Source organism: Pseudobutyrivibrio sp., assembly GCF_015057185.1.
Classification (GTDB): domain Bacteria; phylum Bacillota; class Clostridia; order Lachnospirales; family Lachnospiraceae; genus Pseudobutyrivibrio.
Map to the genome: position 1 here is coordinate 48149 of NZ_SVEV01000007.1, position 23836 is coordinate 71984.

22 protein-coding genes are annotated in these 23836 nt (G+C 37.2%); 2 read left to right on the plus strand and 20 right to left on the minus strand.

Going from position 1 to position 23836, the window contains the following annotated elements; all coding sequences use genetic code 11:
• Positions 1-82: 82 nt before the first annotated feature.
• Complete coding sequence (locus E7276_RS04300; protein ID WP_294214156.1) at positions 83-3091, minus strand: toll/interleukin-1 receptor domain-containing protein; 3009 nt, start codon at positions 3089-3091, stop codon at positions 83-85.
• Between the two features lie 175 nt (positions 3092-3266).
• Here E7276_RS04300 and E7276_RS04305 point away from each other — a divergent pair, with 175 nt between their 5' ends.
• Together E7276_RS04305 and E7276_RS04310 are read left to right on the plus strand one after the other, a co-directional pair.
• The gene (locus E7276_RS04305; protein WP_294214158.1) at positions 3267-4169 is read left to right on the plus strand and encodes a DUF3137 domain-containing protein; all 903 of its coding nucleotides are present in this window, start codon (positions 3267-3269) and stop codon (positions 4167-4169) included.
• 65 nt (positions 4170-4234) lie between these two features.
• The gene (locus tag E7276_RS04310) at positions 4235-4780 is read left to right on the plus strand and encodes a LemA family protein (RefSeq protein ID WP_294214160.1); all 546 of its coding nucleotides are present in this window, start codon (positions 4235-4237) and stop codon (positions 4778-4780) included.
• On the opposite strand, the gene E7276_RS04315 is transcribed toward E7276_RS04310, so the two are convergent.
• The 19 genes from E7276_RS04315 to E7276_RS04405 form a co-directional block, all read right to left on the minus strand.
• Positions 4773-5240 (minus strand): hypothetical protein, encoded by a 468-nt coding sequence (locus E7276_RS04315; protein ID WP_294214162.1) that lies wholly within the window; start codon positions 5238-5240, stop codon positions 4773-4775. The two genes, E7276_RS04310 and E7276_RS04315, sit on opposite strands and share 8 nt — an antisense overlap.
• A 93-nt stretch (positions 5241-5333) precedes the next feature.
• Positions 5334-6029 (minus strand): hypothetical protein, encoded by a 696-nt coding sequence (locus E7276_RS04320; protein WP_294214165.1) that lies wholly within the window; start codon positions 6027-6029, stop codon positions 5334-5336.
• A gap of 99 nt (positions 6030-6128) precedes the next feature.
• Positions 6129-6503, minus strand: a complete 375-nt coding sequence (locus E7276_RS04325) for a hypothetical protein (protein ID WP_294214167.1) — start codon at positions 6501-6503, stop codon at positions 6129-6131.
• Positions 6504-6541: 38 nt separating this feature from the next.
• Complete coding sequence (locus tag E7276_RS04330) at positions 6542-7006, minus strand: hypothetical protein (protein WP_294214172.1); 465 nt, start codon at positions 7004-7006, stop codon at positions 6542-6544.
• 183 nt (positions 7007-7189) lie between these two features.
• A complete protein-coding gene (locus tag E7276_RS04335) occupies positions 7190-7714 on the minus strand; it encodes a hypothetical protein (protein ID WP_294214176.1) in 525 nt (174 codons plus the stop codon).
• A 25-nt stretch (positions 7715-7739) separates the two neighbouring features.
• Complete coding sequence (locus tag E7276_RS04340) at positions 7740-8471, minus strand: hypothetical protein (RefSeq protein ID WP_294214178.1); 732 nt, start codon at positions 8469-8471, stop codon at positions 7740-7742.
• 76 nt (positions 8472-8547) lie between these two features.
• Positions 8548-9456, minus strand: coding sequence for a leucine-rich repeat protein (locus E7276_RS04345; protein WP_294214180.1), 909 nt, complete (start codon positions 9454-9456; stop codon positions 8548-8550).
• A 14-nt stretch (positions 9457-9470) separates the two neighbouring features.
• Entirely contained in the window at positions 9471-11924 is a 2454-nt protein-coding gene (locus E7276_RS04350; protein WP_294214185.1) for a hypothetical protein, read from the minus strand.
• Between the two features lie 25 nt (positions 11925-11949).
• The gene (locus E7276_RS04355; protein ID WP_294214187.1) at positions 11950-12327 is read right to left on the minus strand and encodes a hypothetical protein; all 378 of its coding nucleotides are present in this window, start codon (positions 12325-12327) and stop codon (positions 11950-11952) included.
• A 38-nt stretch (positions 12328-12365) separates the two neighbouring features.
• The gene (locus tag E7276_RS04360) at positions 12366-12605 is read right to left on the minus strand and encodes an EsaB/YukD family protein (RefSeq protein ID WP_294214189.1); all 240 of its coding nucleotides are present in this window, start codon (positions 12603-12605) and stop codon (positions 12366-12368) included.
• A 118-nt stretch (positions 12606-12723) separates the two neighbouring features.
• On the minus strand, positions 12724-13446 hold the full coding sequence (locus tag E7276_RS04365; RefSeq protein ID WP_294214192.1) for an XAC2610-related protein: 723 nt from the start codon (positions 13444-13446) through the stop codon (positions 12724-12726).
• 30 nt (positions 13447-13476) lie between these two features.
• Entirely contained in the window at positions 13477-13746 is a 270-nt protein-coding gene (locus E7276_RS04370; RefSeq protein WP_294214194.1) for a hypothetical protein, read from the minus strand.
• 119 nt (positions 13747-13865) lie between these two features.
• Positions 13866-14780 carry a hypothetical protein gene (locus E7276_RS04375; protein WP_294214196.1) on the minus strand — a complete coding sequence of 305 codons (915 nt, stop codon included), beginning with the start codon at positions 14778-14780 and terminating at the stop codon, positions 13866-13868.
• 62 nt (positions 14781-14842) lie between these two features.
• Positions 14843-15541, minus strand: a complete 699-nt coding sequence (locus tag E7276_RS04380) for a hypothetical protein (protein ID WP_294214198.1) — start codon at positions 15539-15541, stop codon at positions 14843-14845.
• Between the two features lie 9 nt (positions 15542-15550).
• Positions 15551-17062: a hypothetical protein gene (locus tag E7276_RS04385; RefSeq protein ID WP_294214201.1), complete on the minus strand. Its 1512-nt coding sequence runs from the start codon at positions 17060-17062 to the stop codon at positions 15551-15553.
• Positions 17063-17135: 73 nt separating this feature from the next.
• Positions 17136-17429, minus strand: coding sequence for a hypothetical protein (locus tag E7276_RS04390; protein ID WP_294214203.1), 294 nt, complete (start codon positions 17427-17429; stop codon positions 17136-17138).
• Between the two features lie 12 nt (positions 17430-17441).
• Positions 17442-17777 (minus strand): hypothetical protein, encoded by a 336-nt coding sequence (locus tag E7276_RS04395; protein WP_294214206.1) that lies wholly within the window; start codon positions 17775-17777, stop codon positions 17442-17444.
• 25 nt (positions 17778-17802) lie between these two features.
• Positions 17803-22338 carry a type VII secretion protein EssC gene (gene essC / locus E7276_RS04400; protein ID WP_294214209.1) on the minus strand — a complete coding sequence of 1512 codons (4536 nt, stop codon included), beginning with the start codon at positions 22336-22338 and terminating at the stop codon, positions 17803-17805.
• 1 nt (position 22339) lies between these two features.
• On the minus strand, positions 22340-23836 hold the full coding sequence (locus E7276_RS04405) for a trypsin-like peptidase domain-containing protein (RefSeq protein ID WP_294214212.1): 1497 nt from the start codon (positions 23834-23836) through the stop codon (positions 22340-22342).

The window sequence follows — 23836 nt, forward strand, 5'->3', positions numbered from 1 at the left end:
ATGACTCCTTAATCCTAATATTAGTCTAAGGAATCATCAAATTTGTGCTAACTATGTGAAAAAAATAGTAAAAAAATGTTACTTATTCAACGCCGATACCATAAAGTAGCTTTTGCTCGTCCCCAAGCTCCTGGTCACCATAGCGTCTGTGGGCTTCTTCTAGCAGCTCCTCTGCATCCTTGTAATGGAAAATCAAAATCTCTGAGCCAGTACCGCTGATTATCAATCCCTTTTCAGGCACGAAAATTCTACCGCTGTCAATGTAAGCCAACAGTCCTACTGCATTTTCATCAATCAAATACATGTCCCTAGTAGTTGTAACAGCAAGTACTCCTGTTGCCTCGTCATAATCTGTACGTCGGATTTTTGAAGTAATGGCATCTGACACAAGAACCATTTGCTCATCTTCTATATCGTAAATACGGAAGTAATTGTTGGATGACTGGGTGTAGATATATTTCCCGTCGTCGGAAAAGCTCATATAGCCATCTACGTCCGCTATGTAATCAAAGCTGGTTTCCTCTTTTTCTGTATCAATATTGATAATTCTAAGTGTATTATCATCACAGTTAAGAGCCATGTATTTATCATCAGGGCTAACCTCAAAGGAAATAATCTCATAGTCCAAATCTATGGTTTGTTCTGTATCATCAGCAAGATTTTCTATTCGGATTGTCCCGTGCTCGTCAACTGTGTAAACCATGTCTCCCGTAGATGAAACACTGCATAGAGCAATGTCCGTTGAAAGCTCCTTATGGTGGCAAAGCTCCCTAGTCTCTAAGTCGTATACATCAACAAAATCATAGCTGAAAACTGCAACATACTTTTTGTTTTCTGAAATTGACTCACCAACTTCCTCTGCACCGTGAACGTCAATCTCCATCACGTCCTTCTTTTGTTTCTCAACAGAATAGAAAACAAATTTATAGTCTACAGTTGGGACGAATAAAGTGTCATTATCAATAAACTGAATTCCAGTGAAAAATGTGGTTTGAGTGGTAAAAGTGCCAACCTCATTATAACTATTTGTATCGTATATCGTGTAAAGAATTTCCTCTGAATCTTCCTCTGGGCTAGAGGCAATCATGTAGTATTCTCCATCAGGGCTGCACACACCGTCCTTGCTATGGCCATCGATAGTGATGCATTTGTCATAACGCTGCATGTCGTCACTGTAGTACACTCTCACCTCTGAGTCGGAATCTCCACAGACTGCAAGTCGAGTCTCGGTAAATCCAAACCTTGTCACTTCATTTGCAATAGTCTGCTCATAAAATGGATTGGTCAGCCCCTGGGAATAGGTGTAGGTACGGAAATTGCCTGATAGGGTCATCAATACAAGATTCTCTCCGCCTGTGAGAATCTGGCTGATATATGAATCTGAATTAACCTGATCTAATAATTCTCCAGTCCTATTATCAACGATATAAATTTTGCGCCCCGCTGAAATAGCTGATAATGTAAATGTCTCAGAGCTGCCATCATCAAATGGCTCTATCTGGTAGCTACCATCTATGTAGTCTGTGACGTAATAGTCCAGCTTAGTTGACCACTGGGCGGCGCCGTCCACCAGGTTGAAGTACTGTACTGTTGCTGAAATAACATCACCGTTTATATCTTCGTCTTGAGAAGCTGATGTAACCATTAATCCATAGCTATCTGTAAAGGCAAAACCCATAGAAATAGTGGCTTCTTTTTCAACAGGAAGCTTTCTGTAGTTGCTCTCTTCAAGTGGGCAATAAACAGATACGTAATTGTCAACGTCAGAGGCAACCAAGTGCCCTACCGCAATTACGGAACCTGTTGTATCAAATGTGACTACATCCGAGTAAGGTGCTTCTGTCTCACTATGATATATTGCCTGCTCAGTTCCATCTACTGGATTGAGAATGGCTATAGTATCTGGATAATAGTCTTCTCCATTTTGAGCATATTCCAAGACTACGCAGTTTTTGTATTCTGATACAGCTGCTCCAAGCAAATATTGTTCAGGCTGATATTCATATACCATTTCACCGCTATTGTCATAGCCTCTGACTGCATCATCGTATATTACACAAACGGTAGAGGCATCATCAGTTAAGCAAATATCAAGGACTTCTGTTTTAATGCCGTTATTTATTTCAGCCTGAATCTCATAGAGCATCTTACCCCTGTTTAGATTCCACACGTAAACATTTCCATTGGCATCCAAAATGGCAATGATATCTGACTCGCTTGTGGTGCAAATTTTTTCTACCGCATAATCGGTATGAATCAAGGTATCGTTGGCAAGCATTGTGGATTTATCGTAAACACCAAGTGCCATGGAAAGAGCGTACAAGGACTCAGGAACCAATGGGCGCTCTCCGTCCTTTGGCATTCCCTCCATTGCAATCAATGCTGCGGTTTTAGTGTCACCTGTCTCGAAAACATCCTGAGACTTGGCGGCCAAAACCTTAGATTCGTTAATAAGCTTTTGCTGATATTCCTCATTTATACGTGCAAAATTGTAAGCAGAAAATGTTGCAAATGCTAAGCTGACTGCTGCAACTCCAAGAACAATAGACATGTTTCGCTTTATCTGGCGCTCGCGCTGGCGTTGTCTCAGGTCATCAAACTCAACGCCTATGATGGCGGCAGCAACACGCAAAATTTCTACCTTGAGCTTTTTATCTACTTCTTTTTTTGTGGCGCCGCGGACATCTGCTGCAAGTGGCTCTACCTTGCGACCTTCCTCGTCAGTTAATAGCTGTGGTGGAAAGGATTCCTCCGGTTCTCCATCCACCAGCACTGGCAGAATCTTTTTCCTACCGTGAATTTTGATGAAGGTGTCGATTTCCTTCATTACCCATTTGCTCTCCTTGGTCTCTGGAGAACAAATTACAACAAGGAAATCTGACACTAAAAGAGCAGCCTCAATGTTGATGCCTAAATCGCCAACAACAGGAAGCTCCTCCTGGTCTCTAAATACTCTATTTATTTTCTTTCTGCCAAGCTCCTTTTGCAATTTTCTAGGAATCCTGACAGTCTCCAAGCCCTTATGTACTTTCTTAGCCACATACATATCCCGCTCCAAATGCCTGTAGCTAATGAATGCATCGTATTTCATAATCATTATCCCAATTATATAAAAATATTTAACTACATTATCTATAAAATGGGGATGTTGGACAAGAGTGAATTTCTGTTATATTCTTCTTGCAGCCACGATACTAAAGTATTATAATACTACTCAGCAACTTGGGTATTTATATCGCAAATACCATTACTGGAAGGAATTTACTATGAAAGACAAATGTACTAAAATACACAAATATATTACCTTTGTAGGTTCATTGATGGCTATAGGTTTTATAATTTCATTTATATTATTTATGTTATGTTTATGCTACATAACCGAAGCTGAGACCGTTGAAGAATCATCGATGTATGTTTGTATATACATTTTCATTCCCATGATTTGTTTGGGAATATACTATCTGGGAAATGAATTTATAAAAAAGGGCAGAGCAAGATTCGCAAATGAAGTGATAACACCGATACTAAAGAACTATTTACCACGTGCCACCTTTGAGGCATATCAATCTGATTCCATCTTAGGAGATTTTGTAGCATTAGATTTGGTAAAAACTGCTGCCTATCCTAGAGTGACAAATTATTTTAAATCCAACGATAAAAATGAAGTAGAGTCATTTTCACTATTTTGTAAAACTGGCGGTAAACATAAGCACATTGTTTACGAAGGCACACAGATTGTATTTAAGCATGATTTAAAAGTTGATGGGGTTGTTCGTATCTTATGTTCAAATCCAATTATTGGCAGCTACGAATCAACCTTTGTTCCTAAACAGTGTGATGTAACCCCTACGAAAATCGATACTGGAATTTTTAAATTGGATGATAATTTTGAAATATATGCAAGCGATGCTCACTCGGGATTTTATGTTTTGAATTCTTGTGTAATCGAAAAGCTAATTGAAATGCGTGAGATGTTTGGAGAATATGCCCTTGCTATTACTCCACGCTATATTTTTATATCTTTGAAGGGATTGGATCGATTTATCCACGTTCCAGATTGTACAAGTGATATGACTGAGGAGTATCTAATAAATACCCGTAAGCAATTTCTTGATATGTATGATGCGATACTGACTATTAAATACACCATTTCGCATTCGAATAATTAGGATTATAGGAAGCCACGACCAATCAGTCAGAGCTTTTATATTAACAACAAAGGAGATTAATAAAAATGAATTTAGTAGGAATTGTAGGAATAATTATTGTAGCTGTATTAGTATTTGTAGGTTGGATTGTAAGTGTATACAACTCAATCATCGTAAAACAGCAGGCTCTCGATGAGGCCAAAGCAGATGTTGAAGTATACATGGTAAAGCGCTACGACGTGATTATGAACAGCTACAAGATTGCAAAGCAATACATGGACCATGAGAATGCTGTATTTACCCAACTGTCTCAAATCAGATCTGGTATGTCGATTTCTGAATTGGGTCAGCAAGGTAAGCTTCAGAATAATGCCAGCAAGGCAATCTGGGGAATTGTTGAGAGTTATCCTGAGCTGAAATCAAATGAAATTGTTCTCAAGCTTCAGACTCAGCTGGAAGACCAGAATGAACACTATGCTGCTTCAAAACGTTTATATAACTCAAATGTAAACCTTTACAATCAGTACATCCTCACCATGCCTAACAACATTATTGTCAACTGCTTCGGCGCCTCAAAGGCTGATTATTTTAATGATGACACTGCAGATTCAAAGAGGAATGTAGCTATTTAATATCTTCATTTAACACGCTGCAGATTTCGATACACTTATCGTAATGCGCAGCTAAGTTTTCTTTTGATATAAAATGATCTACTATTTTGTCGTACTTGATTTTTTCGTTCTTTTGAAAAAGAGATGTAGTATCCATTAAGTCAAAATTGGTGTCACAAGTCACGCCTATGCATTCTTTAAATTGAATGTCTTTTTTATTTTTTTGTATGATGCAGGTGTCACGTAAAGTCACATCCAAGGCGTCTTCATCAACCTTGCTGACTATTACTGTGGCCTCATTGTTTTCAATTTTGTATGATTCCGATGGCTCAACTTTGACTACATATCTATCTAGTTCTATTCCTTCCTGAGTACGCTTAACATAAATCTCTAAATCAGGTTGTTTAATAAGAAATTCCCTGTTGTCAAAAGTAATTACGTCTCCATCTATTTCTTTAAACTTTTCATCTAATTTTTTCATTCATTATCTCTCTTTTATATTTTCCTGTTGATTCCAATCTCACAATAACATCTGCAATCTCGCCTAAAAAGGACCCGATTTTTCCTTGCTATCCTAGTCATTCTGTAAATGAATCTCAATCGGGTCGCCTTCGGCTCCATATCCTGATCTGAAATATGTCAATCCCTTTCCCTTGGTCCATTCATACTCAGAATAAAATCCACTTTCGGTTAATGTATTACTTAATAAGCACCTACATGTATCACCATCATTTGTTATCGTCACTTTCTGTCCATCAATATTTTGCTCGATATCTGCTGAACAGATTATGTTGCCACTTTCCACAAATTCATCCACAGTTGGTATGTCTGTTCTATCAAACAATACATAGATAGCCTCATCTGTTACATAGAAGGTTCCGAGATTAAATCTATCGCTAGTTTCCCAATAGTATCTGCCAGGACAATCATCATAGTTTATGTTTACCGAGTATACGTTACCATCTTCATATGAATCTAGCTCTTTTACTACAACCGACACATCGGATACATCCTCATACAAGAATTCTGTAACGTTATATGTGTACTCATTATTTTCTTCATTAAAAAAATAATCTTTATAAGAACCTGTCAAATTATCGTCTGTATCCTCTGTATCTTCTGGCACTTCCTGTTCAACGTGAGATTCTTCTTCCTGAACAGTATTTTGCTCACTCTCTACCATATTTGTTTCATTTTTTTCTTCTGCCGCACATCCACAAATGGTCAAGGAAATTATGCAACTTATCAACATTAGTTTTCTTTTCTTCATCGTTTTCCCTTGTAGTCATCTAAGTTTCTTTAATCCTGATTCCATACTTTGAATTATAGGCTGGATTCTATTTTTCATAATCACTACCTCTTTATGATTCTATCTCTCAAAAATATATGTCTGAAAATCTATACCAATTTCGATATTGGGGTTATCTTCTAACCCTGTATATGCCATGCCGCCAAAGTCAAATATCTGTACTAACTTGTCATCTTCGTTATATAAATAGTATGTATATCTAGTACCGCTTGTTACGTAGTATTCCTTATACAATGGTCTACCACTATTATCATAAAATAGTTCACCTGAAGAATTATACGTGCCATATTTTTCTGCATCCATAGTGTATTCTACTTTTACAATCTCATCATTCTCATCTTTTGAATATGTTTTATCTTGATAATCTAATAGGGGTTTTATCAAATCTAATTTTTCATATTCTGAACCATCTAAGGAGCTAATTGAATCAAACACTGAATCACCTTCTTTGGATGCATCAAACTGAGCCTCTTCTATAGCTTCGCAGGAAGAATAGTCAATCCGTATGCATATTTCGGAAAATCCGCTTCTCCTACCTTGAATAAAAAAACTACTTCATATTCATTATCATTTGTTCCAAGATATACTTTTACCCTAGATTCCTCAATTACTTCCTGATTATCAGATTCAGGAAAAAAGTATGTTAAGAAAACTTCCTGTTCTGTTTCATCATGTACCAGTGTACCCATACCTTTTTGTAATGATGAATCATCATTTAAATTATAGGAATCTGATAAATCTATGTACTTAATTTCACCTTCGTTTTCTGCCTTTTCATATTTATCTTCATCCGACTTTTCTTTTGGTTCTTCAAAATATTCTTGGATTTTCTCAGTATTATCACTCTCACCATCTAGATAGGGAAATATATATATGAGCAGTCCCACCAAAACAATAATTATTGAACATATAATTAGTACTATCTTATTCTTATTCATCTACTCTCTTTGTTCCCTCCGTAGTAATACAGCTCTATCATTGATTCAAACTCCAAAGAAACAATTTCATCTACAAACTTTTGCATTAGATAACGCTATGGAATCTACTGGATCATCTTATCGATTTCATCAATTGTAAATTCTTCTGTAATAGCGCTCACTTCTTCTTATTTTTATTGATTATTATTCTTTGACAGATTTCCACTCTTCTAGTGCATCAACTACATCTTGGTAATCCATCCTGCGATATACATGAGGATATCCATTATCCATTAGATATTCGTTGAATTGGTCGCCATATTCCATAACAATGTCGCTGCCACCATGCCAAAACCAAGAAACATATTTTTCTATATTCTCAGGACATGAAAGAATTAAAGGCTGTCCATCTTCAGCAAATTCATTTCCTAGATATTCAACCACTTCATCTACAGTAACAACGTAATCAGATTGAGATTCATTAAAAGCCTCTAAATCTACAACAACTTCTTGCAATTTTAAATCATCTACACCATGAAAATAATATGACTCTGCATCATTACTCAAATGAAATGCTTTATTCTGGTATTTGTATAAAACTTCAAGTTCATCTTGGTCTTTTGTTTCTTGAGCTATCTTTGTATGCCAGTATATCGCTATAAGTGATACTCCTATCAATATTGTTAAAATAATAGTTATTAAAGATTCTTTTTTCATTTGCTCTATCATTGATTTAAACTCCAAAGAAACAATTTCATCTACAAACTTTTGCATTAGATAACGTTATGTAATCTAATGGGTCCCAATAGCTCGCCTCAATTTGTACTTTTGTATCAACATATTGGTCAATATCTGAATCATCTGTAAACATAACCCTGATTCTGTTTACATTATCATTGTGATTATTCTCTTCAACTAAATAATATGTCGAACCACCGTATATATTTTCTTTTATTAAATATGCGCTTATTGAAAAACTAGTATTTTTATAAAGCAACTCACACTTTTCATAAAAGGCATTAACGTCGATGTATTCTGCATTCTCATCACGTGCAGATAAATTCTTACTAGTGCTATCATAAAGTTCAAGTCCATAGCAGTAGTTTTGGTCTTCATCTTTCGTGCAGCTCATATCTCCTTGCACAAATACTTCCTGGCCTACATCCAAAGATTCTATGCTTTTTGTCGTATAGACATTTATTACATAATCACCTTTTTCATCTCCAACTGTAATATTATGCTCATCTTTTATTTCAGCTACATACCCATGTACAGAAACACCCTTATAGTATCTGTACAGATCATTATTAAACTGCCTATATTCTTCAATTGTGCAATCTGTATCGTTTCCTAAATATTTATCAATATTAGTAACATCCGAATTATTATCCTCTTTATTTACTTCTGAAATTACTGATGTACTTATCATTTTTGCTATAAAGATTCCTAAAAACAAAACCACTACTAGCAAATATACTTTTTTCATACCATTCTCCGTAGCCTTACAATTCATACAAACACTGAATTGGGTCCTTTCAGACCGTAATCACATGTCATGTATACTATTCCTGGTATACTATCCCGTCAGCCGACTCTGTCTTCTGTTGAAGATCAGCTTCCTCATCTTCTGTCATTACCCTAAAATCAACACCGTTTTCCTTGCAGAATTGCTCTATATATGAGCCCTCGGGTGCTACTAATGTTCCTTCAATATATTCAGGGTCTAATCCGTCAACCTCATTCGTTCCAAATAATACTTCTGTATCCTTTCGTATAACTAAATCTGCACATTCCACAGTGTCTGAAATATATATTCGTTTTACATCCGCACTTACTCCTGGGTAGATACTCCAAGTGAACTGTTTTACTCCCTCTGGTATAACAATTTCATCAGGCTGACCATTATAGAATAGTAAGACTCCATCCCCCACAACATAATACTGGTCAGACGAATGATTTTTCTCAAAGGCTGTATCTGGAAATGCGTTAAATGTAATGTAAGTTACTCCCTGTGGTATAGTTACATCTTCCAAAGCCTTTGCTCCAAAAAAGGCACAGGACATATTTTCGAGACTATCTGGAAAAGTAATATTAGAAATATTCTCACATTCTGTAATAAAGCCATTTACCTTTGTAGTACCTTCTTCAAATACCACCTCTTTTAGGTTTTCATTTCCAGTAATATCAATGTACTCAATTTCTTTTGGTATAATGATTTTTTCAATGGTTGCTGTATCGTAAATATCTGATACTGCTTTGACTCTAAATCCAAGTATTTCTGTTGGAATTGTTATTTCCTGAGAATTCCCACGATATTCCCTTAAGTGAACCTTCTTTTCTGATGGAACGAACATGCATTTATAGTCACCTATCCAAATACCTCCATTTACGGCCTTATAGGCTATCAATCCAACTGCCACAAATCCAGCAACTAGGACAACGCAGATTCCAATTAAAATATTCTTTCTCATAAGTAAATCTCCTATTATATATGCAACATCACTTCAATCTGAGTCTCTATATGAGTTGCATTTGCCTTTCCATCAAGCTCTTCAAAACACTCAGCTAATAGATCCGTTGGAATATCAGCAAGCGATTCATAAGTTGTTCTACTTTCACAGTTTGCCCCGTAAAGAATCGTATTACATGCTTTTTTTATGTCGTAATTACTGTATTTTCCAGCCAATCCACCACTAATCTTATCAACTATACCATCCTTATCATTGTTATATGATTTTAGATATTCCTCCACTATATCATCTACATGATCATCTCCGACATATAAAGCAGAAATTCCTTCATCATCCCACTGTCTAATAAGCTTTATAGTATCAAAGTCATTTAGCTTAACATAATATCCTTCTTTATCATCATTAGTCTCATATTTTTCTACAGAATAGAAAGTGCATGCGCCTTGAATCTTTCCATATTTTTCTATTTGCTCTTCTAGCTCTTCCATTTTTTCATTGTAATCTTTGATTGCTGAATACAATGACGAACCAACACCGGCAGGATTTGCTAACTTATCTACATCCCCTAATAAATCACCAGCATTTTCTCCTGCTGCATCAACGGCACCACCAGCCATATCACCATCCGCTGCTGCCTCTAAAATATCCTTGGTTATTTCCAAACCTTTACCTGCTGGTTCGCAGAATACACCTATAATGCCAATGGTCGAATCTAATAATAAATCCTGCTCTGCCTTTTCTTTCTTTTCATTTAGGTTGCCTATTTCAGTTGAGCAAATGGCATTAGCTCCAGCAGAGCCTTGTCTATCCGCCTTTAAATCTATCTTGACAGTATTTGTCTCTATTGTTGGAGTATAATCGCCTCCATAATTAATCATGCCACTGTGGCCTGTCTGAGTCACCTTAATAGAATCATATGATAAGTAAATTACATCATCATTTGTAAAATCGAAATCTCCATAATCAGCACTTGTTCCAGTTACTTTTATTTCTGTTCCATCATCAAAACATCCTAACGAATCACAATATCCGCATATTGTAAACAATACAAGTTCATTATGATTTGCTATGTCCAGCTTACGCTCTAGTTTGCTCACAGCATCTGCATCATTAAGGTCAACTTCCCACGCACTTGTTACATAAGCATCTGCTGCCATGCTACTGCCAACTGCCAAAAATTCAATGTACTCTTCATTTCCCCATCCACCATATTGTGTACTGTTTAATGCTGCATTAATAAATGTAAAGTATTCTTCATAACCACTTGATTTGTATTTGTCATCTGCCAATGCAATTAAGTGGTTACCTGCTATAAGCTGAACATTGCTGCTCAGCTTGCTTGGATCGACATCAAATACCTCTTCATATTTTCCATCCGATTTAAATAATCCATCTAAAAAGTCAACATCGGCAGAACTTGTCGCCTGACAGTAGAGAGTTATTAAATTCTGCCTCTGTTCTTCCTTAGTAGAGCCTTCTAGCAATGCGTATTCATGATCAAAACAACCAGGGTTTTCTTTTTCCCAGTAATCAATGCATCTTCCTGTTCTATCTTCATCAGTAAAGCATAAAATTTCTGCTTTTCCATCATTCTCTGTATTTTCGAAAGTAAATACTACTCCAACTCCATTGATTTTAATATCTAAGCATGCAAGTCCAGCATCATAGTCATAATCTGTTCTCTGTAGAGGCGCTAACGCATTCAAATATACTAATGCTCTACTGTCACTAGACATGTAGCCTTTGAGTTCATTCATCAGTTCACTATTGAATACATTCCCTTCCGTTGCTCCTGGGCCATTTGCTATATACATCAAAATAGTTTCTACTCTAGCTTCTGCATTAGCACACTTCTTATTTGAAAGATGACCATCGATGTATTCAATGTCTTTTTCTGCGATTCTTGATAATGCCTTTTTTGTAATTTCGACATCCACATCTCCATCTGACCAGTTATTAAACCAATCAAAATCAGAGGAATAAAGTCCACTTAGGTCTTCGCCATAAGTCTTTAATAAGCGAATTATTTCATTGTCTACGGCTTCATCACCAGTCAAGTAATCTGCATATTTTTTTCTAAGTTCTTCATCTGTCAGGCTGCTTTTAGATAAAACCTGTGCCCCATTAGTAACTATTTTTTTAACTAAATACTTAACATTAGTAGTAGTTTTTGAAACTGCTGAATTTGTATCTATACCACCTGACACAGATTTTGCAGAACAATTAATATTCCTCTGTATCCCCCTCATAGAAGGCACCAATGCATTGCACACAAAGGTCCTATAATCCTTTGTGAGGTCAATCATGGTGCTGCTGTCATTGGCAAGTTTCATCATGCAATCTGTGCCAATAGCTTTAGACTGGATTGTTAATGGTGTCTCGTCAAATACTAAATCGGCGCCATTGCTTTCTATTGAATTAATCAATCCCGTTACAACTTTGTTGTTTAAAAATAATTCGTCTTTCATTACTCTTCCTTTTCTCCGCGTTATGTTAAACTGCTGCAAGCTCTCTCTCTAAAGATGAAATTTCATTTTCTAGTCGATTGATAACACCATCAATTCTCACAATAACATCTGCAATCTCGCCTAAAAAGGACCCGATTTTTCCTTCCAGTGTCTTTTTTCTTATTTCACCGTCTTCCTGAAGTTGACCGGTCCAATGGGAAATATCAAAGGTGGCAGTAAGGTCATAGTTTTTCTTGGGAATGAGAACATCATCTTCTACTCTGGCGCATTCTCTCCTAAACTCTCCCTTATACTGATTTAGTCTGTTTATCTTGTTTCGTCTTTCAGCGATTTGCCCGCGTAAATACTGGCGACGTGCTTCTCTTGCTCGCTCTCTTGCCTCTTCCTCTGCTCTAGATGACATTTTTCATTCTCCTTTTCTTTTAAACGATTACTCCCTAATTATTTACAGTAGATAATAGAACCATTTCTTACTCCGAATTCGTCGAGTAGGTTATCCCCACGCAGCAACCCTATGGGATTTTCCATTCGAAGGAAACATTGATCTGGATTATCCATGTCTATTCCAAGATTAAATGCCTGAGATACACCGTAAATAAACTCATTTGCCGTGATGTTAACCGGTGTCTCTAGGTCATAGCTTCCGTTGTTTAATTTTAGAATTACAATTGCTTTTTCCATAGTTCTGACTCCTTGCTATCCTAGTCATTCTGTAATTGAATCTCAATCGGGTCACCTTCGGCTCCATATCCTGACCTGAAATATGTCAATCCCTTTCCCTTGATCCATTCATACAATTCTACTGCTGGACAAATTCGCCATTTTGGAATATATACTTATATTCCTCTCCATCATATTCTCCTACAATGCACTTATTATCATTATCTACTTGATAATTTGGTATTTCCTCAAATGACTTCGTATATACGTATTCTCCATCGACATACACATATGCGCAATGTACTTCTGTTCCAGATGCCCCCTGATGTCCTAATGAAATGACAATGTCATTTTCTCCATCAAACGTAACATCTTCAAAATACGCCGTGAAATCACATGCATCACATACATATCTATCAGAATCTATCGGATCATTTTTAGAAGGATAATCAACTTTAAAATATTTAACACCATCTGAAGATTTTATGAAGAAATAATCTTCTAAGTGACTATACTCATCGTCTATCTCCTCAGTGCGACCTACAGCAATCCTGTATACGGATTGATTATCATCAATCCACTGTCCATACTCAACAATTCTATCTGAGTCTAAAAGTAATACATCCTTTATGCATATATTGATTTCTTCATCATCTGAATAATAATTATTAGAATTTGAATCATTCTGATTTTCTTTTTCTTCATAATTATTATCCGACTCAATTTCATTTACATTATCTTGTGATACTTCCACATCTTCTTTGTTGTTACTAGTGTTCCCTTCTTTATTCGAACAACCAACTAATAAAAGCAGCACTCCAGTCATAACAACCTGAAAAATTATCTTTTTTCGTAATAACATAAATTTCTCCTTTATACTATCGTCTCTTTACTATGTCTGTTTCTTATGAAGCCTAATCGTATATACGATAGTAATAACAAGGCATATAAACCATATAACAAAAAATATAAATTCAAATGCTATAAAACTGAGTAGTACATCTACAAATGCATTAAAACCATAAATCTTTTCATCACTATTGAATCCATGATATGTTCCATTAAAAAATGCAATTATGCAATGCTCCATTACATAGGCCACTGGGACAATTGTGATAATCCACAGTAAACCTTGAATTATAGGCTGGATTCTGTTTTTCATAATCACTACCTCTTTATGATTCTATCTCTCAAAAATATATGTCTGAAAATCAAAAACCGGACATGGACCAATATTAGTACCGCTTGTTACGTAGTATTCCTTATACAATGGTCTACCTTTTAAAGTTTAATTTTCAAAAAATCCCTTATTTCCTCTATTGATAGTGTTACCTTAATATCTCCCCCTATATCATCTGAGATATCTAGACCACCCATGACAAAATATACGTTTTCATCATCTATATAAAAACCAAATTTTTTATAGTAATACTTTTTTACAAATTCTTCTTCATTTTCAAAATAATTCTTTATATCGTTTTCTAAATCGACTTCAGACCTAAATGATACATCTGAGAATTCACTTTTAATCTTACTACTGAGAATACTGTATAGATTGTCATTCAAATCAATAACATCTTCAATCTCATAAATACTTCCATCCATAGGGTTGATATTATATGTATCAATCTCATATTTTGGATGGTACCTATATATCTCCACATGAGTAATAGTTTCGATAGAGATAATAGATGAATCCGAGCGCGAGATATCTGCTGATATCTCGATTGAATATGGTTTTTCTGGCAAAGTTGATAAATCTGCGCATTGATTTATAGAATCTTTAAAGTCATCAACATTCGTTACAGCTTCATTTTTTATAATTTCATTAACATTTTCTAGTGCGCTACTGAGCCCAGCATATTCTTCGCTAGCTACCGTTATAGTTGGATATTCACAACTATATAAACCTTCATAAGCCTCTTCTGGATTTATACTGTTTACGTCAACAGATAAACTTATTTCTTCAGGCTCAACTACATCTTCGTCTGATACGGATACATCTTCAGTTGGATTCTGATTGTCTTGTACTGCTTCGTTTATATGTTTATTTTCAATTTCATTTACATTATCTTGTGATACTTCCACATCTTCTTTGTTGTTACTAGTTTTCCCTTCTTTATTCGAACACCCAACTAATAAAAGTAGCACTCCAGTCATAACAACCTGAAAAATTATCTTGTTTCGTAATAACATAAATTTATCCTTTATACTTATTTACTAACCTCTGTTATCGATGCACCATTTTTGTAACAGACCTATTCCTCAAATACATCAAAAGTCTTTACACTATATCCATCAAAACAACTGTATTCATTCTTTACTAATGTAACGTTTGCTTTCTCTGTACTATTGTCTGATATATTAAAATCTGCTTCTATAACAATTTCTTCTTCATCTGAAATAACTTTATAAGATGCCAACTCTGCATATACAAACCCACTTGAACAATCATTTACGTCAACCTCATAGTCGTCATCTATACTCTGAAATTCAACATAATTTCCTGATAGTGAATACTGTATATATTCTATTTGCTGTTTGTTTATGATACCTTCACTTTTGTCTAGGCTTTCGTATATATAGTCGAAACAAAACCAAGAATTTTGACAAAAATTCTTTATAAATGCGGATTCATCCTCGGCCTCCATTGTCTCATCTGAATTATAATGCTTATAATAAATTGCCATGTTCTCTAGCAACAATTGAAGATTATTATCCACTTCAAACTCCGTGGAATACACATATTTTTCTATTTCTAAATCTGCAAACAAATCTAAATTGGTAGCTTTATTGTCCTCTGCTTTTTTGTCTTCACTTTTTTGTACTGATTCATCTGTATGACTTTTTATTTCTTCTTTTTCATTTCTCTGGTTTTCACTAGCATTATTAAAAGCACATCCTACCAGTAATGTACATGTAACTATCATTGTTAATATTTTCTTTATTTTTCCCATTCTTCTCTCCTACATATCAATGTGACCCACAATTTGCGCTTTTGTTACATGATTTCCTTCAAGGTTTAACTCTGAAGTATACTCTGTTGCACTGTAGTATTTGTCTCCATTATCTTTATATTTCCAACCTGCCACCATAAACTCACAGGCGTTTATTGCTATAGATGTATTATTATTTCTTAAATATCCATGACCATAATCATCATTCTGCACTTGTCCAACAGATAATTCATCATGTGGGTGATGTGTATATTTAACATCAAGAACTATAAAATTAAAATCACTTCCATCTTCTAAAAATACTTTTACTATATCTCCAACTTCACCATATCCTTCCACCATCGCTCCAGCATAACAATCTCCAAATTCTGGAACGTCAAATTTTAACAAATCTTCATTTCCGTTGTTATTTGTGTACCTATTCATTAGGGTTTCCATACGTCCAGCTATTATTCTAAAACGGCTCTTAGCTGTTTCATAATTAAACTCTATTGACCATGCATCCTCGTCAGCTACTGGAAGACTGTATGTTGTTATTCCATCGTTGTACTGTACAATTTCTCCGCTTTGCGGAAACTCCAATACCTTTCCATCTTCTATCTTATGTTGTTTATGATAAGTATCTAATACTTTTTCTATTTTTTCATACGTCCTCATCTCTAATCTCGTACTACTATTTCTTGCACTATATAATGTGTTAAGTAGATTTGGATAATACGTCTTTAGATATTCCATTTCTTCTTCTGTAAATCCGTATTCCTTCATTAATTCAGCATATTTTGCGTCCTGCCCGTTGGTCTTGCTTCCCCCACTCTTCGCCACCGGCTCAGTTGAAATGGTCTTAATCTCATATTTTGCCATCTTAGGTGATTTTGCCACTGGAGTCATTAGTGCTGCGCCGACGCTTTTTGCACGGGCGCTGACTGTTGTGGAATGGATGTCGATTTGCTTGCTGGTGATGTAGCTATTGACCATTCCGTCGAAACGGACAAGCTTGCCAATACACTCTGAAAGGTATCCTGTATTGTCAGCGTCACCACCGCAGAAGTCCTCGTATTCCATTAATACTGGGCGGGAATCAGGCTTTCCAAAATAACCATAGGAGCCAAATTCTCCGTTTAATCTGTCTGCAATATTTTCCACTGACAAAGCTATTGATTTAAATGTATTATGAAACCCTTTGAAATCTGTCTCGATGTTTCTTAGGGTGTTATATTCAATTCTTGCGTTTGGTGCTGGATCCACCTCTGTAGCAAAAGTCGACAGAGTAAAATCCTGAGAATCCTTTACCAGATTCTGTGCCTTTACGGCATCATCAAGCATCTGACCAGCACGATTTTTAACTAACATTTTTACAGCCTTTGCTGTTTTCCCTCTAAAGGCGTCTGTTGAAAAAAAGTTTAAGTATTCGGCATTTGCTATTTCTGATTTTTTAATATACTCATCCATTGAAATATTCATGCCGTCAAAGTAGTCTTTCGTTTTCTTTACATCAAAAAATTTTCCTGCTTGTACACTCATTATTCCTGCCCCTTAACTCAATACTAATCCAACGAGCCCTATGCACTCGTTGGATTATATAAATTTTAGTGTCTTACATAGTCTTAATCGAACTAGCTACCTGCTCAGCAGCATTTTGTGTGTTGTTTGCTATCTGAACAAATGCAGCACCACCGCTAGCAAGCTGCTTATCTATTTTATGCATACCTGGTAGTACTTCTTCTTTTGCAGTCCTTAATGCTGAACTCATTAAACCTTTAAGACCTTCTGTGTGGCCTCTTGTAATCTGTGCATCATTGTCCTTCATAAGGGCTTCCAATTGATTTGCAATATCCTGGGCTTGATTACCTACACTCTTTGTAACGCCTGTATTCATATAGTAGCTCATTGTCGCACCTCCCTATTTTCCTTGATTAAATGCATTTAACACATAATTTGTATTGCTATTTTCTACCTGCTTCATAGATGCGCCGGCTGAACCCATGTAGCCTTTAAAATTGTGTGTATTTTCCTTAGCAGTAGCTAAGTTTACCTTTGACCTGCTTAAAACTGATCTAATAGCATCGCTATCTTTTCCTTCTCCTAATAATGGAAGAAGCTTTTCTAGCTTTGGAATAAGATCATCCATTGATCCTATATTTGTATCTAATCTGCTGATGACGTCTCCTACTATATTGTAGTCAACTCCTACATCTTCAGCACCTTCACCTGGGACTAAATTTAATTCTGCACCCATTTTTTTATTCTCCTTTCATAATAAACTAGGTGATGGCTTTTATTTTTCCAGCACCACTATTATCTATGTAGAATGCATCTCCATAACTCAGCTTCTTGGCATTCGCATTTGCGAATGAAGGTAGGATTTCTATGTTTCTCACCTGCTTGATTTCCTCGAATACCAAATGGGCAGCGTTTGTAGATAATTCTTTCAATAACTGCGGAGTAGCATAGGTAACCTCGGAATTATCTACATTTGTATGCATAATACAAGCTTTGCAGCCTTTAAGTTTGTTAGTAATCAGGTCGTAATATTTTGATGCGGTATCGTCATTTACAACTACATCCATGGCAATAGGAGTGTTTATCACAATTACTAACATTGGCTTGTCATCCAAGTAGTTTGCATTTTCAGCCAGAGCGTCGTATCTGGCGTCTACCTCCATACAAACCTCCTCGATATACTTCACAATGTCTGTTGCTATTATTGAATATTTAGCAACTATATCCTTCTGTGATATATACTCAAGCTCCCTGGTCATGTCATCAATAACATAAAGCTTTACTGGAGCGGATGACTGATATTTTTCCATTGTGGAAATCAAATACTTAATGAAGTCCATTCTTCCCAATTCATTAGAGCCCTGAATAGCCACAAGTGGATTTCTCATAGGTCTAATGTAAAGTGGTTCAATAGTTGAATAGCTGATTCCCACTGGATATTCGTACATGTTGTAGAATTCATCCTGCTCTCCATAGTTGTTTACCAAATATTTCTCGTTTACAACTTCAGGAATTGTAGGAATACGTCTTGCACGAATATTTTCACATTTACTATTAATGTCTTTAACGTATTTACGAATCATTTCGATTCTGTCAATTTCTCTTTGAGCATCGAATGACAAATATGTCTGGAACTCTCTGATTCCATCAGGGGTATTTATAATTGCGCGTCCCTTTACATCATCCGGTGTCAATTTGTTTCTCTCAAACAGACTGCTGTATTGGTCTGAATCATTGCAGAAGAATGAGATTCTTCTAGAGAAATTGGTAAGTATCTTGTAGCCAATTCCAGTAACGGTAGGATTTGTAACTACCACCGAAATACCTACAGATAATCCATCTCTACAGATATCTAAGAATGTCTCCTCGTATCCCTCGAAGGTGGAACGGAACACTCCGTAATTCTCCACAATGATTACCACCTGGTTGAAATCCTTGTAGCCTGCCTCTCTGTATGCGGCAAAGGAGCTAAGTCCCAAATCTGCTAGAATCTTCTGGCGTTCATCTATCATTGAAACTACCATCAAAAGTAGCTGGCGAAGCATTGTGTCATCTCTGATTGTTACCACTCCACCTACGTAATTCAGTGAAGAGTAATTCTTTAGCATCATTGACGCAAAATCCACGATGTAGATAGATGCCTCATCTGGTCTGTACCTTGATGTGAGACCACGAATGATTACCTGCATGAGATTGGTTTTTCCTGTTAGTGAAGAACCAATGATGAAGGTGTTGTCTGTGGTCAGATTCAACCATACTGCATCCTGAACCTGGTTCTCAGGGTCATCGTACATACCGATTGGAACCACAATGTCATTTGTTCCATAATCCATTGTTTTGGCATCTGGATATGGGATTCTCTCTGGCAATGGTGGCAAACATATTGGTGCAAGGTTTGCGATTTTATTTTTCTCACAGTACTCAGAAATGTATGAGACAATTGCCTCTAGCTGAGTCATTGAGCTTTCTTCTTTTTTAGGCTCCTGATGGAAAATAACTTTTCTTGCGCCAACCATATTTACCAATGACAGGTCAAATTTGCTTGTTTTATCAACAGCTCCAACCACTGCAGGACCGCCGCTGTAGGCTGACTGCAACAGCTGGAAAATCTCATGGTTTCCAACCTCCATGTAGCATCGACCGGGCTCTCTGATTTCTGCTGCAAGAGGCGATTTCAAAACCTCGTTGGAATCCTGCTTATCCTGAACCTTCAAGCAGAGCTTGAAACGCGAGTTACTCCAAATCTGGTCGTTAACAACGCCTGATGGTTTCTGTGTTGCAAGGATAAGGTGCACTCCCAAGCTTCGGCCTATTCGAGCAGCGGAAATCAATTCCTTCATAAACTCAGGCTGGTCGCTTTTTAGCTCTGCGAACTCATCTACTATCAAAATCAAATGTGGAAGTGGTATCTCTACCTGACCCTTTTTGTACATGTCTATATAATTGTCGATGGCGTTGACTCCCGCCTCTGCAAAAAGTCTCTGGCGTCGCATCAGCTCAGCCTTGATAGACATAAGTGAGCGATTAACCTGCTTGCCGTCGATATTTGTGATGGCTCCATTTAGATGAGGCAAATTCTTGAACTGGTTTGCCATTCCACCACCCTTGAAGTCGATGATAATGAAGCTGACCTCGTATGGATGGAACTGGGCTGCCATGGAAAGGATGTAGGTCTGTAACAGCTCAGATTTACCAGCACCTGTTGTTCCGGCAACCAGACCATGTGGGCCATGACCTTTCTCGTGGATATCAAGTGCCACAATTTTTCCTGCACTATCAACACCAATTGGAGCTGACATGGACTCAAATATTTTGGAATGTGCCCATCTGGCACCGATATTTAAATCATAGGCATTGAGCACCTTGTACATCTGGAAGAAGGAAATATTCTTGGTCAGTGTACTCTCTAGGCTGACCTCGCTAACATGTACGCAAGCCAACTTTTTAGCAACTGCCTTTGCCTGCTCAATACTGACCTCGTTGTATTCAAAGGACTGAGTCTTGGCTGCATCATCTGCCTTTTGCAGGAAGCCCTTGTTCATGTCTCTGTCTAGATAAACAAGCTGGTCGCAATCAGCGTGGATGTGTTCCTTATACTCATCAAAAAACAGAAATGTAAATCCTAAATCCTTTGCCTTGTTCACATAGTTTGTAATTGGATGCTCCATGAGCTCCTTTGTGCGATACGCAAATACGATATAGTGAACGCCCCCTAAAACATCCTTTTTGTCTTTGTCCTCTCTGGCTGAGATTTCGTTGTATATTGCATCTAAAACAATCTTTTTGCTTTCCTGGTCGTACATGACATTTCTACGACCTGCATCAGTTATATTCTGAAGCCATCTAATCCAAACGAAATCATTAACATCCTCTTTTTCCATAAGGAAGAAGAATTTCACATCCTCGTAGTAATGCTGGCCTGCGATAGTGATTAGTAGGTTTCTTGCTATGGCACAAAGCCTGTCTCTGACGCCAACAAATCCTACCGCATTTACGGTATTTAGATGAAGGATAATTGGCATGTCAGCAATCTTTTTATATTTCTCACTGAGCTCTTGAGGATAATTCATCAGTGGATCTTCGGTTTCATAATATGGATTTTCCCTGTATGCCACCTGATTTACAGCATCCACTGTTCCTCGACCGATTGGAACATCAAGGAAATCGCTGTGACTTTTCTCTTTTTCAAAAAGTCTTGCATCAAAGGAAAGAATCTGGTCAACCATGCTCTCTGAGAGATAGTTCATTTTCTCTGAAATGGTCTTTTCATTCCTGCGCTCTTCTAGAAGCTCCACATCCTTTTTGTGGATGTACTCGTTGTATTTCTCAATGCGTTCCTGGGACTTCTTTTTGTAGTCCTTTCTTCCTAGGATGAACATTGCAATGGACATTAAGGCGCTGACACCATACATGCACCCGTACATAATCATGTACCCGTTTCCGCCTGCTGAGCCCATCATGTTGCTTCGCATAATCATCATGGCTAGCATCATCACAAGCATTGGAAGCATAGAAAAAAGTGCTGTCCATGGCTGCTTTTGAGGCGCCGGCTGAGGCTGGAGCACTTCCATTTTTTCCTGTGGTTGAACGTATCTAAGTCTTACGTTTTTGATAAACTCAGGATAGTTGAACTGGTTGTTTGACTCTCTAATCTGTGTAGCTGGAAGATTAGTTGTTACAACTAGTTTTTTGCTGGTACAAAGCTTGCCGTTTTCCAGGTAGAAATCAACACCGTAAACCTTCAGGAAATCCTTTTCATTTATGGTGCTTACGTTTGCTTTACTAATAACACCGTTGATGAACAGTCCATATTTCAAATCGGTGCTATCGATTTCATAGCCTGCTGCAACTCGGGTGATAATGCAATGTTCCTCACCAATCAACTCATCCCTAAGGACGATGTCACTACCTGTGCCTCCGATTGTAAAAACTGCTCTATCGGAGATGTCTATCTGGTAGCTGTAATCCGTCTGTAGCTTTCCGAAGTCAAAAAGCAAATCAATCTGAAGAATAGGCTTCGTGGAATTACCTTTAAATATTTTTAATCTGTCGCCTGGGTGAAGGGATTCCTCGGTAACCTTATCTTCGTCTTTACGGATGTAATTGCCTTCTAGACACTTGGCTGTGTAACAGTCCTCAGATTTCTCAATGGTGGCCACACTTCCGGTATAACCGCTGTCCTCTGGCAATCTGATCTGAGCATCCTTGGCAGAACCGATTAGGATTTTTTCTTTATCTTCCGGTATGATTATCTCTTTATAAAGTTTATTTCCGCTGATAATTAACTTGTAATTCATACTATTTCCTAAAAATAAATTCTTCGTTTCCAAGGCGGATATTCTCGCCGCCTCTAAGCTCGCATTGCTCGCCTGCTGCAAGTCGTCTGCCGTTTATGAATGTGCCGTTTGTAGAATGAGCATCCTCTGCGTATACGCCATTTGGATTTACTGCCACAATCAAGTGCATTCTAGAAATGGCGCTGTTATCTCTGATGCAGTAATCAACGTGGAGAGAATCCTTGCCAATGACTGTTCTATCCTTGGTCAAATCAATGTTCTCGCCAGTTTTCTTTCTAATGATTTTTCCGTGCGAAACCTTTGTATTAATGCCATCATTATTCTGAAGAATACTTGTCTCGTCACATGCCCCTGCATTTAATATGCTAGTTCCTGAGGTTGATGAGATGTTGCTGTTAACATTCCAGTTTGGATCAAATGGTTTTTCTAGCACCTGAGGCTCTTTTTTCTTCTTCTTTTTTTCTTTCTTTTCTTCTTTTGGTGCACCCTCTCTTTGCTTTCTAAGAAGAATTACAACTAGCGCCATAAGCACAATGAAAATAACACCAAATACAACGGCAATTATTATGATTTCTATAGGCATTGAGCTAGCTTCAGGCTTTACGATAGGGTCTATGTCGTCACCGTCGTCGACCTCATCCCCAGATTCCTCTGTTGTCACGTCAGTTGGAGTGACTTTGCCATATTTCATTCCAAAGGAGTCAAAAATATCAACCATTTCTGATGCATCTACTGCAACATAATAGTCACCATCCATTGAAAGAATGTTCATTCCGATGACATTTCCGTTTGCATCTAGAAGTGGACCGCCACAGTTATTCATTCCAATTGGAATATCGTGAGTGATAACATGGATATCATTCAAAGTATGAATGTTCATAATGTGGCCAGATGACATAACCACCTGGTCATTTCCGTAATATGCAGGATTGTTTGCATAGTCAATTGCTGCTGGGAATCCTAACGTATATACGGAATCTGTATTCTTATAAGGCACATTTTCCTTTGAGCCATCCTCTGAAGTGTAGATGGAGAACATTGTTCTAGTGGTAAGTAATTCATCAAGTTTAAGTACTGCCATATCCAGGTTGTCACTATCAAGGTAAAGTGTGGCGTTTGTGCTAACGTCACCTGCTACCACAACCTCATACTCTACGGAATCTGCCTTGCTATCCACATCCTCCTCTGAAACTCCAAGCTCTAGAAGAACGCTTTTGATATATGATTTGTCAGGCTCCACAATGTGTTTGCAGGTAACAACGTACTCCTCAGGGTTATTTTCATCAGCTGAGCCAATCAAAAATCCTGTGCCGCCCTCGATTATGTGAGTTTTTCCGTCATCATCTGTGTAAACTAGATTGACCTGAACTATTCCCTTTTTCGCTTGCTCTAGACTCTCTTCGGCCTGAACTTTACTAACTGGCCAAATGCAGATTCCAATAATCAGGACAAGTGCAATCGCTAAACCTTTAAAAATGCTTTTCGCTGTAGTTTTCAT